12 protein-coding genes are annotated in these 16,733 nt (G+C 70.6%); 6 read left to right on the forward strand and 6 right to left on the reverse strand.

Annotated features, from left to right (window positions below):
- Positions 1-76: 76 nt before the first annotated feature.
- Complete coding sequence (locus VGL85_RS16705; RefSeq protein WP_331590113.1) at positions 77-2,134, forward strand: S9 family peptidase; 2,058 nt, start codon at positions 77-79, stop codon at positions 2,132-2,134.
- Entirely contained in the window at positions 2,131-3,690 is a 1,560-nt protein-coding gene (locus VGL85_RS16710) for a M28 family peptidase (protein ID WP_331590114.1), read from the forward strand. The genes VGL85_RS16705 and VGL85_RS16710 overlap by 4 nt, the downstream gene beginning before the upstream one ends.
- A gap of 4 nt (positions 3,691-3,694) precedes the next feature.
- On the opposite strand, the gene VGL85_RS16715 is transcribed toward VGL85_RS16710, so the two are convergent.
- The 5 genes from VGL85_RS16715 to VGL85_RS16735 all read right to left on the reverse strand — a co-directional run bounded on the left by VGL85_RS16715 (position 3,695) and on the right by VGL85_RS16735 (position 9,757).
- Positions 3,695-5,497 carry an ATP-binding protein gene (locus VGL85_RS16715; protein WP_331590115.1) on the reverse strand — a complete coding sequence of 601 codons (1,803 nt, stop codon included), beginning with the start codon at positions 5,495-5,497 and terminating at the stop codon, positions 3,695-3,697.
- 78 nt (positions 5,498-5,575) lie between these two features.
- Positions 5,576-6,778 (reverse strand): c-type cytochrome biogenesis protein CcmI, encoded by a 1,203-nt coding sequence (gene ccmI, locus VGL85_RS16720; protein ID WP_331590116.1) that lies wholly within the window; start codon positions 6,776-6,778, stop codon positions 5,576-5,578.
- A complete protein-coding gene (locus VGL85_RS16725; RefSeq protein ID WP_331590117.1) occupies positions 6,778-7,248 on the reverse strand; it encodes a cytochrome c-type biogenesis protein in 471 nt (156 codons plus the stop codon). Before VGL85_RS16725 ends, ccmI begins: the two co-directional genes overlap by 1 nt.
- Positions 7,249-7,256: 8 nt before the next feature.
- On the reverse strand, positions 7,257-7,790 hold the full coding sequence (locus VGL85_RS16730) for a DsbE family thiol:disulfide interchange protein (RefSeq protein ID WP_331590118.1): 534 nt from the start codon (positions 7,788-7,790) through the stop codon (positions 7,257-7,259).
- On the reverse strand, positions 7,787-9,757 hold the full coding sequence (locus VGL85_RS16735) for a heme lyase CcmF/NrfE family subunit (protein ID WP_331590119.1): 1,971 nt from the start codon (positions 9,755-9,757) through the stop codon (positions 7,787-7,789). Before VGL85_RS16735 ends, VGL85_RS16730 begins: the two co-directional genes overlap by 4 nt.
- A gap of 158 nt (positions 9,758-9,915) precedes the next feature.
- Between VGL85_RS16735 and VGL85_RS16740 the strand changes: the two genes are divergently transcribed.
- The 3 genes from VGL85_RS16740 to VGL85_RS16750 are packed head-to-tail and all read left to right on the forward strand — an operon-like array spanning position 9,916 to position 15,085.
- Complete coding sequence (locus tag VGL85_RS16740; protein WP_331590120.1) at positions 9,916-12,357, forward strand: cyclic nucleotide-binding domain-containing protein; 2,442 nt, start codon at positions 9,916-9,918, stop codon at positions 12,355-12,357.
- Positions 12,358-12,366: 9 nt separating this feature from the next.
- Entirely contained in the window at positions 12,367-13,245 is an 879-nt protein-coding gene (locus tag VGL85_RS16745; protein ID WP_331590121.1) for a hypothetical protein, read from the forward strand.
- A 1-nt stretch (position 13,246) separates the two neighbouring features.
- Positions 13,247-15,085: a hypothetical protein gene (locus tag VGL85_RS16750; RefSeq protein WP_331590122.1), complete on the forward strand. Its 1,839-nt coding sequence runs from the start codon at positions 13,247-13,249 to the stop codon at positions 15,083-15,085.
- Between the two features lie 196 nt (positions 15,086-15,281).
- Here the strand turns inward: VGL85_RS16750 and VGL85_RS16755 are convergent, their stop codons facing one another.
- On the reverse strand, positions 15,282-15,875 hold the full coding sequence (locus VGL85_RS16755) for a hypothetical protein (protein WP_331590123.1): 594 nt from the start codon (positions 15,873-15,875) through the stop codon (positions 15,282-15,284).
- A 156-nt stretch (positions 15,876-16,031) separates the two neighbouring features.
- On the opposite strand from VGL85_RS16755, the gene VGL85_RS16760 reads away from it, so the two are divergent.
- Positions 16,032-16,628: a hypothetical protein gene (locus VGL85_RS16760; RefSeq protein ID WP_331590124.1), complete on the forward strand. Its 597-nt coding sequence runs from the start codon at positions 16,032-16,034 to the stop codon at positions 16,626-16,628.
- The last annotated feature ends 105 nt before the right edge of the window (positions 16,629-16,733 follow it).

The raw sequence follows: 16,733 nt of genomic DNA on the forward strand, positions 1-16,733 counted from the left end.
TGTAGCGATCCGCCGGCCGCTGGACAAACCTTCCTGGTATGGCGTTTGTAGGCGCCTTCAAGTTTCGGGGAATCTCATGCGCCTAGCCTTGTTCGTCTCCGCGCTGGCCGTCGCCAGCGTGACCTGCGCCGTCGCGCCGGCTTTCGCCCAGCAGGTGGCCGAGGGGCCGAACCGGCTGTTCACCGGCCGCGACATCTTCGGCCTGCGCGCGGCGGGCGATCCGCAGGTGCGGCCCGACGGCGGGGCGATCGCCTATGTGCGCACCACCCAGGACATCATGAGCGACAACGGCCACCCGTCGATCTGGCTGGTGGACCCGGCGACCGGCGCCCAGACGCCCATCGCCGACGACGAGCGGGCCAATGTGCGCCCGGTCTGGTCGCCGGACGGCTCCAAGCTGGCCTATGTCTCGGCCGGCCCCGGCGGCGCCCAGCTCTACGTGCGCTGGATGGCCACCGGCCGCTCGGCCAAGGTCGCCAACCTGTTGCAGGCGCCGAGCTCGGTGGCCTGGTCGCCCGACGGCAAGACGCTCGCCTTCATCATGCTGGTCCCCGCCCCGCCGCAGCCGCTGGGCCAGCCCATGGCCCCACCGCCGGGCGCCAAGTGGGCCGAGCCGCTGAAGGTCATCGACCGGGTGACCTACCGCCGCGACGGCGCGGGCTACATCCGCCCCGGCTACCGTCACATCTTCACCGTTTCGGCCGACGGCGGCACGCCGCGCGAGCTCACCTTCGGCAAGTTCGACGAGGGCGGCCAGCTCGCCTTCTCGCCCGACGGCAAGACGCTCTACTTCGCCTCCAACCGCCAGCCGAACTGGGAGCGCGAGGCGCAGGAGACCGACATCTATTCCATGTCGGTCGAGGGCGGGACGCTGACCCGGCTCACCACCCGCGACGGGCCCGACCAGGCGCCGACGCCTTCGCCGGACGGGGCCAGGATCGCCTACGTCGGTTTCGACAACCACGGCTACCGCGGCTACGAGAACGTCCGCCTCTATGTCATGGATCGCGACGGCAAGAACAGCCACGTGATCACCGGCGGGCTGGACCGCAGCGTGGGCGCGCCGACCTGGGCCGCCGACGGCAAGAGCCTCTACGTCGACTACGCCGACCACGGGATCACCAAGGTCGCCCGCGTGACCCTCGACGGCAAGCTGACCGATGTCGCCACCGGCCTGACCAGCGGGGCTGAGATGGACCGGCCCTACACCGGCGGCGAGTTCTCGGTCGGCAAGAACGGCCTGATCGCCTTCACCATGGGCGACGCCGACAATCCGCCGGACCTCGGCGTGGTCAAGGGCGGCAAGACCGAGAAACTGACCCACCTCAACGCCGACCTGTTCGCCGACAAGACGCTCGCCAAGACCGAGGCGCTGCCGGTGAAGTCCTCGTTCGATCAGAAGCCGATCGACGCCTGGATCGTCACCCCGCCGAACTTCGACCCGTCGCGGAAATATCCGCTGATCCTGGAGATCCACGGCGGGCCGTTCAGCGCCTATGGCCCGGTGTTCAACACCGACGACCAGCTCTATGCGGCCGGCGGCTATGTGGTCGTCTACGCCAACCCGCGCGGCTCGACCTCCTATGGCGACGCCTTCGCCAACACCATCGACAAGAACTATCCCAGCCACGACTACGACGACCTGATGAGCGTGGTCGACGCCGCCGTCGCCAAGGGCTTCGTCGACCCGCAGCATCTCTATGTGACCGGCGGCTCGGGCGGCGGCCTGCTCACCGCCTGGATCGTCGGCAAGACCGACCGCTTCCGCGCCGCGGCCGCCCAGAAGCCGGTGATCAACTGGACCAGCGAGGTGCTGACCACCGACGGCTACAACTTCATGGCCACCTCGTGGTTCGGGAAGATGCCGTGGGAGGACAACGAGTTTTACTGGAAGCGCTCGCCGCTCTCCCTGGTCGGAAACGTTCAGACGCCGACCCTGGTGATCGTCGGCACCGACGACCACCGCACCCCGCCCTCGGAAGCCGAGCAGTTCTTCGACGCGCTGGAGCTGCGCGGCGTGCCCACCACCATGATCCAGGTGCCGGGCGCCTCGCACGGCGGCCTGGCCGAGCGGCCCTCCCAGGCGGCGGCCAAGGCGTCGGCGATCATGGCCTGGTTCCACCGCTTCCAATGAGGCGCGCGCCCGCGGTCCTGGTCCTGGCGCTCGCCGGCCCCATCCTTGCCGGGATTTGGGCCGGCGCCGCCTCGGCGGCGGCCGCCTCCCGCGCCGACGCCGTCAAGGACCCCGACACCAAGGCCTGGTGGCATATCGCCGAGGCCCTGTCGGGCGACGCCATGGAGGGCCGCGACACCGGCTCGGCCGGCTTCGACCGCGCCGCCGACGTGGTGGTCCGGGATTTCCAGGCCGCGGGGCTCAAGCCGGCCGGCGATAGCGGCGGCTGGTTCCAGACCTTCAAGGTCCACGAGGCCAAGGTCGAGTCGGACGGAACCCAGGTCCGGGTCCGCAACGGCAATGCCTTCACCGACCTGCACTTCCTGAAGGACCTCACCGTCCGCGCCACGGACCGGCTGACGCCCGACGTCGATGCGCCGATGACTTTCCGCGGCTATTGCGCGGCGAAGGACCTCGACGGCGTCCAGGGCAAGGCGGTGGTCTGCTTCAACACCAAGCGAAAGGGCCTGCCCAGCGCCGGCCAGCGGACCGCCGCCGCCGCGCAGGCGGGCGCCGCGGCCCTGATCGAGGTCGACGATCCCTATTTCACCATCGAGCCGCCGCGCTGGCCCGCCGCCTATGCCCGCAGCGTCGCCATCGCCGGGACGCCGGAGCCGGCGGGCGCATCGCTTCCCGTCATCACCATGGCGGCCGACGTCTTCAAGGTCGTAGCCGGGGGCTCGGGCCAGGACATCGGCGCGGTGCTGAAGGCGGGCGGCGCGAAGCAGCCGCTGAAGCGCTTCGACCTCCCGAGCCGGCTGGTCGCCCACTTCAAGGTCACCACGCGCGACTTCACCGCCAAGAACGTGCTGGGCGTCCTGCCGGGCCGCGACCCGGCGCTGAAGGACCAGACCCTGGTGCTGTCGGCCCATCTCGACGGCTACGGCTATGGCGAGCCGGTGGCCGGCGACAACCTCTACAACGGCACGCTGGACGATGCGGCCTATGTCGGGACCCTGATCCGCTTCGCCGACAGGCACAAAGGCCGGCCGCTGCGCCGCACGGTGCTGTTCGCCGCCTTCACCGGCGAGGAGAAGGGCCTCCTGGGCGCGCGCTGGTTCGTGGGCCATCCGACCGTGCCCAAGGCCTCCATCGTGGCCGACATCAACCTCGACCAGCTGCGGCCGCTGTTCCCGCTCAACCTGCTCACCGAGCTGGCCGTCGATGACACCACGCTCGGCCAGAGCGCGCGGGCCGTGGCGCGCGGCATGGGCATCGCCATCCAGCCGGACCCGGAGCCGGAGCGCAGCCTGCTGACCCGCGCCGACCACTGGCCGTTCATGCAGGCCGGCATCCCGGGCACCGGCTTCATCTTCGGCTACAAGCCCGGGACCGAGGCCGAGCGGCGCTACCGGCAATGGTACCAGGTCCGCTACCACCGCCCGCAGGACGACCTGACCCAGCCGATGGACTTCGACGCGGCCGGCAAGTTCAATCGCTTCTTCTATGCGCTCGCCGAAAGCGTCGCCGACGCGGACGCCAAGCCCGCCTGGCTGAAACCGCCCCCGACCCGCTGAGCGGCTAGGCCACTTCGGCCGCCGCGCCGCCGCCGGGCTTCACCTCGTCGGGGACCGCGGCGCGGGTCAGCGCGCCGAACAGCTCTGCCGCCTGGATCGGCTTGGCCACATGGCTGTCCATGCCGGCGGCGACATATTGTTCGATCTGGTGGCTCATGGCGTTGGCTGTCAGCGCGACGATCGGCGTGCGCGCGCGATCTTGCGCCAGCTCCAGGGCGCGGATTTGGCCGGTGGCGGTCATCCCGTCCATCACCGGCATCTGGATATCCATCAGGATCACGTCGAAGTCGCCGGTCTTCCAGGCCTCGACGGCCTGCTCGCCGTTGTCGACCACCACCGGCTCGACGCCCATCTGATGCAGCAGGGTCTTGAGCACCAGTTGGTTGACCGCATTGTCCTCGGCCGCCAGCACCCGCAGGGCGATCGCCGGCGCCTCGCCGGCCACGGTCTCTGCGACAGTCGGCTGGACCTTCTCTTCGCCCATGTACTCGAGCGGCACGCGCAGGGTGAAGGTCGAGCCCAGGCCGAGTTCGCTGGTCACCCCGATCTCGCCGTCCATCAGCGAGGCGAGCTCGCGGCAGATGGCCAGGCCCAGGCCGGTGCCGCCAAACCGGCGCGTGGTCGAGGAGTCGAGTTGGTCGAACTTGGCGAACAGCTTGGTGACGTTCTCCGGCGCGATGCCGACGCCGGTGTCGCGCACCGACAGCACCAGCACGCCGTCCTCGCGGGTCGCGGTGACGCGGATCTCGCCCTGCTCGGTGAACTTCAGCGCGTTGGAGATCAGGTTGTAGAGGATCTGGCGCAGCCGGGTCGGATCGCCCAGGTAGCGGCCGCGGGCGCGCTCGATGTCCAGGGCGAAGGACAGGCCCTTCTTGTTGGCCAGCGCGGTGAAGGCGGAATAGGCGCCCCTGGCCACCTCGGCCAGTTCGAATTCCAACTGCTCCAACTCCAGCTTGCCGGCCTCGATCTTCGACAGGTCCAGCACGTCGTTGAGGATCGCCAGCAGGGCCTCGCCGGAGCGGTGGATCACCGACAGGCGGTCGCGCTGGCGGTCGGAAAGCTCGTCGCCCGCCATGGCCTGGGCCATGCCCAGCACCCCGTTCAGCGGCGTGCGGATCTCGTGGCTCATGGTCGCCAGGAAGGTGGACTTCGCCGCATTGGCGGACTCGGCGGAAAGCTCGCCGTCGCGCGCCCGCTGGCGGGCCTGGCGCAGGGCCGAGCGCGAACGGTCCAGCAGGCGGCGCGACAGGAAGAAGAAGTTGCCCATGCTGAGCGCCGCCGCCAGGCACGTCAGCACCGCGCCCACCCGCCAGCCGGCCTGCGAGGCCAGGTCGTAGGCGATGTAGAGATAGGTCGCCACGTAGGGCGCGAGCAGCAGCCGGAACCGCTTTAGGTCCGAATAGTACTGCAGCAGCACATAGGCCGAGCCCACGAAGGCCGCGAGGATCGCGAAGGCGTGGGCGAGGCTGTCGCCCCTGGCCCAGACGCCCGCCAGGATCGCCGCCTGCAGGACGGTCGAGACCGTGGTGTTGAGGCTGACCAGCAGCCCCAGGCGGGCCTGGGCCGCGGGTTCGGTTTCCTGCTCGGCCTTGGTGACCAGGTGCAGGCCGACCAGCAGGCCGATCCAGATCACCCCCAGCCAGCCCAGCGTCCACCACAGCCCGACCGACCGGGCGGCGACCATGGCGACCGCGATGGAAGCGACGATGCGGGGCCAGAGATTGCGTGCGGACGCGCCATAGAGGCGCATGCCCTGAGACAGGCGCTGGCGATTTGCCGACCCGGCGCTGCTGGCTCGTTCGCTCAACAGCTGTTCCCCCAAAATTTGTTGAGGGGATTGTCGCCGACCTAAGGTTAACCGCCCGTCAAACCCGAACGCTGTTTTTCAGGCGCCGGGCACCCCTGCCGACGTGGCCGTTTGGCGCAGGGTCGCAAGTTCCCCCGGCGAGCCCGCGAAGGTCTTGGCCGCGTCGCGATAGGCCTGGGCGGCGGCGGCGGCCTGGCCCAGCACCATGCGCGCCCGGATCAGCCGCTCCCAACCCTCAAGGTTGCGCGGATTGGCCTTCAACTCGACGGCCTGCTTCTCGACCATGCCGGCGATCATCGCCTGGCGGTCGGCGGCGCTCATCTGGCCGGCGGCGGCCACCTGGTCGGAGGTGGGTCCGGGCGCGCCGGAAGGCGATGGCGGTCCCTGCGTCTCCGCGGCCTGGGCCGCGGTCGCGGGCGGCAGGCGGCCGGCGAGGTCGATGTGGCGGTCGGCGGCGATCTTCTCGACGAAGGCGCGCACCTGCGGCGCCCAGGGCGCGTCCGGCGGCGCGGTCTTCAAGAGCGCGATCCAGTCGTCCATCGCCCCCTTGGCGTCGCCTTTCTGGTCCTTCTCCACGGCCAGGTAGTAGCGGGCGCGCGGATCAGCGGGGTCGAGCGAGACCGCCTTCCTGAACGCCTCCTCGGCCTGCGGCGTGATCTGGCCGCCGGCGGCCAGCACGGTCGCCTCACCCTCGGCCGAGCGATATTCGGCGTTGTGCGGGTCGAGGTCGGCGGCGCGGCCATAGGCGCTGGCCGCCTCCGCGTTGCGCCCCACCTGAAGGTAGGACCAGCCCAGCATCCGCCAGCCCTCCGGATCGTTCGGCTGGGCCTTCATCTTGGCCTCGAGCTGGCCGATCATGGCGCTGGTGTCGGCGCCCGGATGGCCGGGCGGCAAGGCGCCCTGCCCCTGGGCGAGCGTAGGCGAAGACGCCGCCGTCGGCTGGCCCAGTTTCAGATAGAGGCCGGTGGCCGCCAGCACGACCACCGCGACCAGGCCCAGCGCCAGGATCAGCAGCGTCCGCTCGCCGAGCGGGCGCGATGGCGCCTCGGTCTTGCGGCCCTCGGCCAGCACCCGGCGCTTGACGTCGGCCTTCAGCGCCTCGGCCTCGGCCGGTGGCAGGACGCCGGTCGCCGCCTGGGCCTCGATCTCGCCGAGCTGGCCCTTCAGCACCTCGGCGGTCGAGCCCCGCGCCACCCGCGCGGCGTCGTGACGGCGCACCAACGGAATGGCGAGGCCCACCGCGGCCAGGGCCGCCATCAGGGTCAGGATCATCCAGAGCATCAGGGCAGTTTCTCTTGAGTCGCCGGCTCAGGGGTGGCCATCAGCGCCGCGGCCTCGGCCTCCTCCTCGGCGCTGAGCGGCGCGTCGCTCGCCCGCGCGCGGCTGCGGATGTAGAGGGCCGCGCCCGCGCCGCCCGCCGCCAGCACCGCCAGCGGCCCCAGCCAGAGCGCCCAGGTGTCCGGCTGGAACGGCGGCCTGAGCAGCACGAAGTCGCCATAGCGGGCGACCAGGTAGGCCTTGGCCTGCTGGTCCGTGTCGCCGGCCGCCAGCCGCTCGCGCAGGATGACCCGCAGGTCGTGGGCGAGCGGGGCGGCGGAGTCGTCGATCGACTGGTTCTGGCAGACCACGCAGCGCAGCTCGCGGCTGACCGCCCGGGCGCGGGCCTCGAGCTTCGGGTCCTTGAGCTGCTCGTCAGGCGTGACGGCTAACGCCGGGGCTGCGAACGCCAGGGCCGCGAGCCCCGCCAGCATCAGGCGCTTCAAGACTCCGCCCTCAGCCTGGCCATCAGCGGACCGAGGGTCTGGCTCCAGACCTGCGGGGTGATCTCGCCCACCTGGCGGTAGCGGACGCGGCCTCGCTTATCGAGGACGAAGGTTTCCGGCGCGCCCGAGACGCCCATGTCGATGCCGATGCGGCCCGAGGCGTCATTGCCGGTCTTCGCGTAGGGGTCGCCGTTGGCGGCGAGCCAACGGGCGCCGGCGTCGGCGTCCTCGCGCCAGTCGAGGCCGACGATGTTCACACCCTGCTCGCGCAGCGCCATCAGCACCGGGTGCTCCTCCTTGCAGACCGTACACCAGGAGGCGAAGACATTGACCATCACCGGCTGGCCCACCAGCTCGGCCGAGGTGAACCCTTGCCCGCCCGGCCGCATGGGCGCGAGCGCGAAGGCCGGCAGGGGCTTGCCGATCAGCATCGACGGCAGGATCGACGGGTCGCGCTGCAGCCCGGCCATGAAGCCCACCAGCACCACCACGAACACCGCGATGGGCGCCAGGAACAGGAGCCGCTTCATTCCGCGGCCGCCGGAACCGGGCCGGCGGCCGGCGCGGCCGCCCGGACCGGCGCGCCGAGGCGCAGACGCCGGTCGCTGAGCGAGACCAACCCGCCGCCGGCCATGACGAAGCCGCCGACCCAGATCCACATGATGAACGGCTGGCTCCAGAGCCGCACCACGATGCCGCCGTCCGCCTCGTCCCCGCCGGAGATGTAGAGATTGCCGAGCGGGCTCACGTGGATCGCCGCCTCGGTGGTCTGGCTGGTGGCGTAGGCGCGGCGCTCAGCGACCAGGGTGTAGGGTCCGCCCGCGCCGGTGATCGCGAACCGCGCCTGGCGCGCCTGGTAGTTCGGCCCGTCGGCCAGGGCGACCGACTGCAGGGCGATAGTGCGCCCGGCGAAGGTGGTGCTCTGGCCCGGCTGCATGTTCAGCACCTTGTCGGTCTGCCAGGCGGTGACGCCGGTGACGCCCAGCACCAGCAGGCCCAGGCCCAGGTGGGCGATGGAAAGGCCGAGGATCCCCGGCGGCGTGGTGCGGATCGATCGGCCGAGGCTGGCGCGGCCCGCCCACCAGCGCCGGCCCGGGATCGCCGCGGCGCCAGCGATCAGCCAGGCGGCCAGCGCCAGGCCGGCGGCCGCCACCACGCCCTTCCAGCCCACGCTGACCAGGCCCAGCAGCAGCACGGCGGCCGCGACGGCGGCGGGAACGCGCACCCGCCGCAGCACGGTGGACAGCTTGTCGCGCTTCCAGTTCAGCATCGGCCCGAACACCACCAGGATCAGCAGCGGCACGGCGAACGGCGCGAAGATCCAGCTGTAGTAGGGCGGCCCGACCGAGATCTTGTCCTTGCCGGTGAGCTCGATGAACACCGGCGCGAAGGTGCCGGCGAAGACGGTGAAGCACAGCACCGACAGGAAGAGGTTGTTCAGGATGATCGCCCCTTCGCGCGAAACCGAGGCGAAGAGCGCGCCGGCCCGCAGGCTGGGCGCCCGCCAGGCGTAGAGCGCCAGCGCCGCCCCGGTCGCCACGCCGATCAGCCCCAGGATGTAGATGCCTCGCTGCGGATCGACGGCGAAGGCGTGGACGCTGGTCAGGATGCCCGAGCGCACCAGGAAGGTGCCGACCAGGGAGAGCGAGAAGGTCAGGATGGCCAGCAGGATGGTCCAGGAGGCCAGCGCGCCGCGCCGTTCCAGCACCAGGGCCGAATGCAGCAGGGCCGTGCCCAGCAGCCAGGGCATCAGGGAAGCATTCTCCACCGGGTCCCAGAACCACCAGCCGCCCCAGCCCAGCTCGCAATAGGCCCAGAGGCTGCCCAGGGTGATGCCGATGGTGAGCGGGATCCAGGCGGCCAGCACCCAGGGCCTGACCCAGCGCGCCCAGGCCGCGTCCACCCGGCCCTCCAGCAAGGCCGCCGCGGCGAAGGCGAAGGCCGCCGAGAAGCCCACGTAGCCGATGTAGAGCAGCGGCGGATGGGTCACCAGACCCGGGTCCTGCAACAGCGGATTGAGCTCGGTCCCCTCCAATGGCGCGGGGCTGAGCCGCAGGAACGGGTTGGAGGTGAAGATCAGGAAGCCCAGGAAGCCCAGCGCGATCAGCGCCTGAACCCCCAGCACCCGGGCCTGCAGGGTCTCGCGCAGGGTGCGGCCGAAGACGGCGATGCCAGCGCTGTAGATCCCCAGCACCAGCACCCAGAGCAGCATCGAGCCCTCGTGGCTGCCCCAGGTGGCGGCGATCCTGTAGGCCAGGGGCTGCTGGCTGTTGGAATGGGCCGCCACCAGCGCGACGGAGAAGTCGCAGACCGCGTAGCTGATCGCCAGGCAGGCGAAGGCCAGGGCCACGAAGCCGCCCTGCAGCACCGCCGCCGCGCGCCCCAGCGCCATCAGCACCGGCTCGCCACGCCTGGCGCCCCACAGGCCCGCCCCGGCCTGAACCGCGGCCAGAAGGAAGGCCAGAATGAGCGCAAATTGCCCGATCTCGGCCGTCATGGAATCGTAGAACCCCTCTGTTGCGCCGCCCGCGCTATCGGAGCGCATTGTCACGGCGCAGGAAATGCTAAAAGTGCCGATGCTCCACAGGGCGTTGAACTGGGGCGTGGAGCTATAGGCCGTACGTCGTATAGCTTGGGGGAAGTTGGGGCGGCTTCATGGCTGACAAGGTGCGGATTGCGATCATCGGATCGGGCCCCTCGGGCCTGAGCGCCGCCGCGCACGCCGCCGCCAAGGGCGTGAGCCACATCCTTCTGGAGAAGACCGACCACCTGTCGGACACCATCTTCCGCTACCAGAAGGGCAAGCATGTCATGGCGACGCCCTCGCAGCTGGTGCTGCGCTCGGACTGCGATTTCGAGGCCGGCAAGCGCGAGAAGGTCCTCGAACAGTGGAACCAAGACGCCAAGTCGGCCGGCGTCACCGTCCGCTACAAGGCCGAGGCCAAGGCGATCTCCGGCGCCATGGGCGACTTCCAAATCCAGCTGACCAACGGCGACGTGGTCGCCGCCGAGACCGTGGTCCTGGCCATCGGCACCCAAGGCAACCCCAACCTCATGCGCTGCGACGGCGCGGCCCTGCCGCATGTGCAGTACCAACTGGACGATCCGGCCGAGTACATCGACGAGCACATCTTCGTCTTCGGCGGCGGCGACGCGGGCATCGAGAACGCGCTGGGCCTGGCCGCCGACCCGGCCCAGGCCAACGTCGTCACCCTGGTCAACCGCTCGGCCGACTTCGCCCGCGCCAAGGACGCCAACGTCAAGGCGCTGACGGCGGCGCGCGACGCCGGCCGGATCACCATCCTGGCCGAGACCACGCCGCACCTGGTCGAGGCCGGCTGGATCACCGTCGACACGCCCCAGGGCCAGGCGCGGCACAAGTGCGACCGGATCATCGCGCGCATGGGCTCCTCGCCGCCGCGCAAGTTCGTGGAGGCCGCTGGCGTGGCCTTCACCTCCGACGCGGCCAGCGCCTTCCCGGCGCTCACGCCGACCTTCGAGACCACCACGCCCGGCATCTATGTGATCGGGGCGCTCGCCGGCTATCCGCTGATCAAGCACTGCATGAACCAGGGCCACGACGTCGTGGAATACATCTGCGGCGCCACCGACCTGAAGCCGGCGGACGAGCCGATCCTGGAGGAGAAGCTCGCCAGCCTGCCCGGCAAGCTCTCCGTCGCCCAGTGGCTGGAGTTCCTGCGCAGCCGGGTGGAGATCCTGTTCGGCCTCTCGCCCCTGCAGATGCGCGAATTCCTGCTCGACTCCGAGGTCCGCGCCTTCCGCACCGGCGAGGTGATCTTCCAGCGCAACGAGGTGGGCTCGTCCCTGTTCGGCATCGCCCAGGGCTCGGTGCTGGTGGAGGTGGACCCCAAGAACCCGGCGATCACCGTGCCGATCCCGCAGGGCTCGATCTTCGGCGAGGTGGGCCTGATCTCGGGCCGGCGGCGCGGCGCCACCATCCGCGCGGGCGAGAACTGCATCGTCATCGAAATCCCCCGCACCGCGGCGCTGAAGCTGATGGCCCAGGTGCAGGAGGCCCGCGAGGCGGTGAACCGCATCACCACCGAGCGGCAGATCCTGCAGATCTTCAAGTCGGGCCTGACGCCCGCCGACCTGACCGAAGTCCTGCCGCTGGCCGAGACCCTGGAGATCCGCGCCGGCCAGCCGATCATGACCGAGGGCGACGAAGGCCGCGACCTGTTCATCATCCGCTCCGGCTCGATGATCGTGGAGAAGCAGGTCGGCGGGAAGAACGTGTTCCTGTCCTATGTGCCGGCCGGCTCCTACTCCGGCGAGATGGCGCTGCTGGATGGCGGCCGGCGCACGGCGACCGTGAAGGCCGCCATCCGCTCGCAGGTGGTGAAGCTGCCCGCCGAGCCGTTCCGCCGCGTCCTGGAGAAGAAGCCGGAGCTGCTGTCGCGGATGCGCGACGAGATGGCCAACCGCCGCAAGGTCAACGCCTTCGTGGAGGAGCAGAAGGACAGCTTCGGCGGCGTGGTGGACATGTATTCCTCGGTCGCCAAGTTCCTGATCGACCAGGGGATCGGCGAGGCCACCGACGTGCTCCTGATCGACGAGAGCCTGTGCGTCGGCTGCGACAATTGCGAGAAGGCCTGCGCCGACAGCCACGACGGCCTGTCGCGGCTCAACCGCGAGGCCGGCAAGACCTACGCCATGATCCACGTGCCGACCTCGTGCCGGCACTGCGAGCACCCCTACTGCATGACCGACTGCCCGCCGAACGCCATCCAGCGCGGGCCGGACGGCGAGGTGTTCATCTCCGACGCCTGCATCGGCTGCGGCAACTGCCAGCGCAACTGTCCCTACAACGTGATCCAGATGGACAAGCCGCCGCCGGAGAAGCCGCCGCTGTGGAGCTGGATGCTGTTCGGCCGCGGCCCCGGCCCCGGCGAGCCGGACAAGGCCTGGCGCGAGAAGCAGCCGAAGCCCAAGGTCGAGAAGGGCAAGGTCGCCATCAAGTGCGACATGTGCATCGGCAAACCCGGCGGCCCGGCCTGCGTGCGGGCCTGCCCCACCGGCGCGGCGATCCGGGTGTCGCCGGAGGAATTCCTCTCCGTGGCGCTCTTGGAACGATAGGGGCGGCGCTTGGCGGGGGTCAGAACGCAAACCCAGAGACGCAAGACCTCGACGCACGAGAGTTTCTGGCGCCACCGCAGCTTCCTCTGGGCCAAGCTGGCCGCCCTGATGTGCGTCGGGATCGCCGCCGCCTATCTGATCGACGCGCGGCACCTGCGGCCCGGCCCCAGCGGCGGCACGGCCATGGGCTATGTGCTGGGGACCATCGCCGCCCTGCTGATCCTGTGGCTGGCGGCGCTGGGCATCCGCAAGCGGGTGATCACCGACGGCCACTATTCGTTGAAGGCCTGGGTCTCGGCCCACGTCTACCTGGGCCTGTCGCTGATCGTCATCGCCACCCTGCACACCGGCTTCCACTTCGGCTGGAACGTCCACACCCTGGCCTACGCCCTGATGCTGCTGGTGATCGCCTCCGGCGCGGTGGGCGTCTGGGCCTACGCCACCCTGCCCAATGCGCTCAGCGGCAACCGCGGCGAGACCACCCGCAAGCAGATGCTGGCGCAGATCGAGTCCCTGGATGGGCAGATCCACGAAGCCGCCCAGCCCCTGTCGCGCGACCAGGCGCAGGTCGTGCGCCTGTCCCTGGAGCACACCGACATCGGCGGCGGCTTCTGGCGCCGGCTGTTCGAGCGCTACGACGACTGCGCCAACGCCGAGGCGATCGCGCGCATGAACATCCTGTTGCGGGAGTCCGAGGGCGAAGGCGCCGCGCCCCTGGTGAAGATCGAGGAGCTGATGCGGCGCAAGGCCGAGGTGCTGGCCCGCGCGCGCCGCCAGATGCACATCACCGCCCTTCTGGAAGCCTGGCTGTTCGTGCACATTCCCGCCACCTTCGCCCTGCTGGCGGCGCTCACCGTGCATATCGTCAGCGTCTTCCTCTACTGGTGACATGACCCAGACGATCACCCTTCGCCTGATCACGCGCCAGGCCGGCGGCGGCGAGATCGTCCGCACCCGCACGATCGACTGGGGCGAGGCGGTGATCGGCCGCGGCCAGCAGTGCGACATCTGCCTGGACGACCTGGCGGTGGAGATCGAGCACGCCGTCCTGCAGGTGGTCGGCGAGGACCGCATCCTGGTCCAGGCCTATGGCGACGACCCGTTCCTGGCGGACGGCAAGTCCACGACGCGGGTCGAGCTCGACATCACCGGCAGCCACACCGTCGTGATCGGCGACTATGTGCTGGTGGTCAGCCGCGGCGACGAGGGCGACATCGCCGTCACCGTGGTCAAGAAGGACGCCGAGGAACACCATCCGACGTCCGGCCTGTTCTCGCTCCGGGCCACGATGTTCGGCCGCCGGCGGATGGCCTGGACCCTGGGCGTGGCGATCGTCCTCCTCTGCCTGATCGTCCCGCTGGCCGGGCGCGGCCTGATGGGCCAGGCCCGCATCCATCCCGACCAGCAATGGTCCACCGGCCCGCTCTCCAAGGCCCACGCCTTCCTGGAGAAGGACTGCAAGGCCTGCCACGTCAGCGCCTTCGTGGCGGTGCGCGATTCCGCCTGCCTGTCCTGCCACCAGCAGGGCGCGGACACCGCGAAGATCGACGCGCGGGTCGAGGCCAAGGGCAGCCCCTTCCTGCCGCTGCTGATCGCCGACCACGCGCCGCACCAGCGGCTGGTCCGCGCCATGCCGCCGCCGCCGACCCTGCACGGCAAGGTGGCCGCGGTCTTCGAGACGGTGGTCGACCATCCGCGCGACCGCTGCGCCAGCTGCCACCGCGAGCACACCACCGCCGCGCCCGATCCGGCGGCGCCCAAGACCGCCGACATCCTGCGGCCCGGCAAGCCGGCGCTGGTGGTGATCAACGACTGCGCCGCCTGCCACAGCCGGCTGAAGATGCGGCTCTCCGACACCCAGCTGATCGACACGCCGGACTGGAACCGCCACCCCGACTTCCGCCCGCTGATGACCGTGGGCTTCGACGGCGCCCAGCCCAGGCTGCAGCGGGTGGCGCTCACCAGCCATCCGGTGGAGCAGAACGGCCTCACCTTCTCGCACCGCATCCACATGAACCCGCTGGGCGGCGCGGCGCGCCAGGCGATCGTGCTGGGCGCCGCGCGCGGCTATGGGACCGCACTGACCTGCCAGTCCTGCCACCGGCCGGACGGCGGCGGCTTCAAGCCGATCGCCATGGAGCGCGACTGCGGCGCCTGCCACTCCCTGGCCTTCGCCGGCGGCCCGGGCGGGCTGCAGGCCCTGAAGCACCACGACATGCGCGAGGTCCCCGGCCTGCTGGCGGGCGCGCCGGCCGCGGCGGCCGGCGGGCCGAAGGTCGATCCGGGCGTGCTGCGCCGCGCCATGGCGCCGGGCGGCCTCTGCGTCGACTGCCACACGATCCGCACGGGCTCGGGCCCGCTGGGCGCGCAGATCGCGCCTGTGCACATCGCCGAGCGCATGCTGCCCTGGGGCGACTTCAACCACGGGATCTCCGCCCACGCGGGCGTCGGCGCGGGCGCCGCGGCCTGCGCCGACTGCCACAAGGCCGCCGCCTCCGACCGCAGCCAGGATTTCCTGATCGAGGGGATCGCCACCTGCAAGGCGTGCCACGGCAAGACCGAGCACGACACGCCCGCCTTCGCCGGCGCCCAGTGCAGCGAATGCCACAGCTACCATGCGCCCGGCGAGGCGCCGCGCACCGGCCAGGACCGGCTGTTCACGGCGCTGGGCCTGCCCGCAGGCGTGAAGCCGCGCGGCCTGCCGACCCTCGGGCCCCAGGCGCCTTAGGGCGCTTACGGGAACCCCGGAATACACGGACCACACGGACGGATTCCTCCGCCCGCCTTCCGCGTGGGTTCGTGGCTTTGATTTCCGCTCATCCCGGCGAAAGCCGGGACCCATGGGGCGCGCGGGGCCTCGGCGCCGTCCGCACGAGCGCATCAATTCAGCTTGGGTCCCGGCTTTCGCCGGGATGAGCGGGAGTTTAGCCGGTGTCGGCGAGTGGTGGCTGGGCGCTGGTGTTGGCCGGGACGAGGGTCTCTGCGGTGGTGATGACCAACTCACCAGTAAGCCGCATGTCGCGGGCGAGCGTCTCGGCCAGGACCGCGATGGGCATCTCGGCGAAGCCTGGGGCGTCGCAGGCTTCGTAGAGGCGCGCGTCCAGGTCTTCGCGGAGAACCTCGTATTCCTCGCTGTCGCCTTCGGCCTCGGTCCAGAGCAGGCGGTTGAGGATGTTCCGCACCCGGCGCTTCTGGTTTTCCTCAGGGGTTATGCGGCCAGGCGCCGGCTTGATGATCCGGCTCTCGCGCCGCTCAGCCTCGGCCGCCAGGGCCTCGGCCTCCCTCGCCGCCTCGCGGGCGTCACGCGAAGCATCCCGATCCAGCTTGAAGCTCAGCGCCAGCGTCAGGCGCACGGTGCGCGAGGTCTTGTGGAAGGCTTCGGTGAGCACCGCCCGCTCTTCCGGCGTCTCGGCTTCGCGGGCCTGCACCGCCAGGTCACGGGCCAGCATCAGGCCGAGCTCTGCGAGCTCGCCCAGGATCTGCTCGGCTCTCTCGTGCTTGGCCACTGCATCCGACATGAACAAAACGAGAACATAGATCGGGCCGCGAGTCAAGGATTTTCGCACATCGACCGGCCTTCACGCGCGACGGCCCATGGCGGCGCCTGCGAGGTCGCCGAAGGCTGGAAGCTGGGCATTGGCGCGGCGGTGGGGCCGGATGGTAGCCTCGCCCGGATGGCCAAGGTCCACCTGCGCAAAGATCCACTCTGGGGCCGGCCGTGCCTCGGCTACAGCGTCCAAGGCCGGTTCGACGACCGGAGCCTCGCGCGCCTCGCGGCGTTCCAAAGCGAGGTCCTGCGCGGCCGCTCGGCCGGGCTGCACCGGACGCCGGCGGGCGCCATGCACATATCCGTCTTCTCCATCGTCCCGGTGAGATGGCCCGACGCCGGCAAGGACGACCTCTGGACCGGCTTGAAAGCCGGGGTCCTGGAGGCGATCGCCTCGGCCGACCCCGCGGAAGGCCTCGCGATCCGGTTCGAGGAGACTCGGGTCACCGAGACCGCGGTCATATTGTCCACGCCCGAGCAACCCGCGCCCATTCGACGCCTGCGCGACAGCTTGAATGCGCTGGTCGTCGCGGCCGGTTTGCCGGCGCAGGCCTTCGACCGGACGCATCTCACCCTCGCCCGCCCGGCGCGCGACCGCCTTCTGGACGCGGCCTCGGTCGCCGAACTGGAGCGGACCCGCGCCAAGGTCGAGGTGCGGTTGCACGCGATGAAACTCATCCGGGAGCGGGTCTACCCAAGCCTGGAGATCGAGGTGCTCAGCTAGGCCCTCATGGCGGCCGCCCCGATTGTCAGGGACAGGTTGGAGAGCGAACCTCGACGGCGCACGCCGCCGCGTGGAAGAACCGCGGGACAGCGAGGCCGGGCCGGG

The organism is Phenylobacterium sp. (genome assembly GCF_036501465.1).
GTDB lineage: Bacteria > Pseudomonadota > Alphaproteobacteria > Caulobacterales > Caulobacteraceae > Phenylobacterium.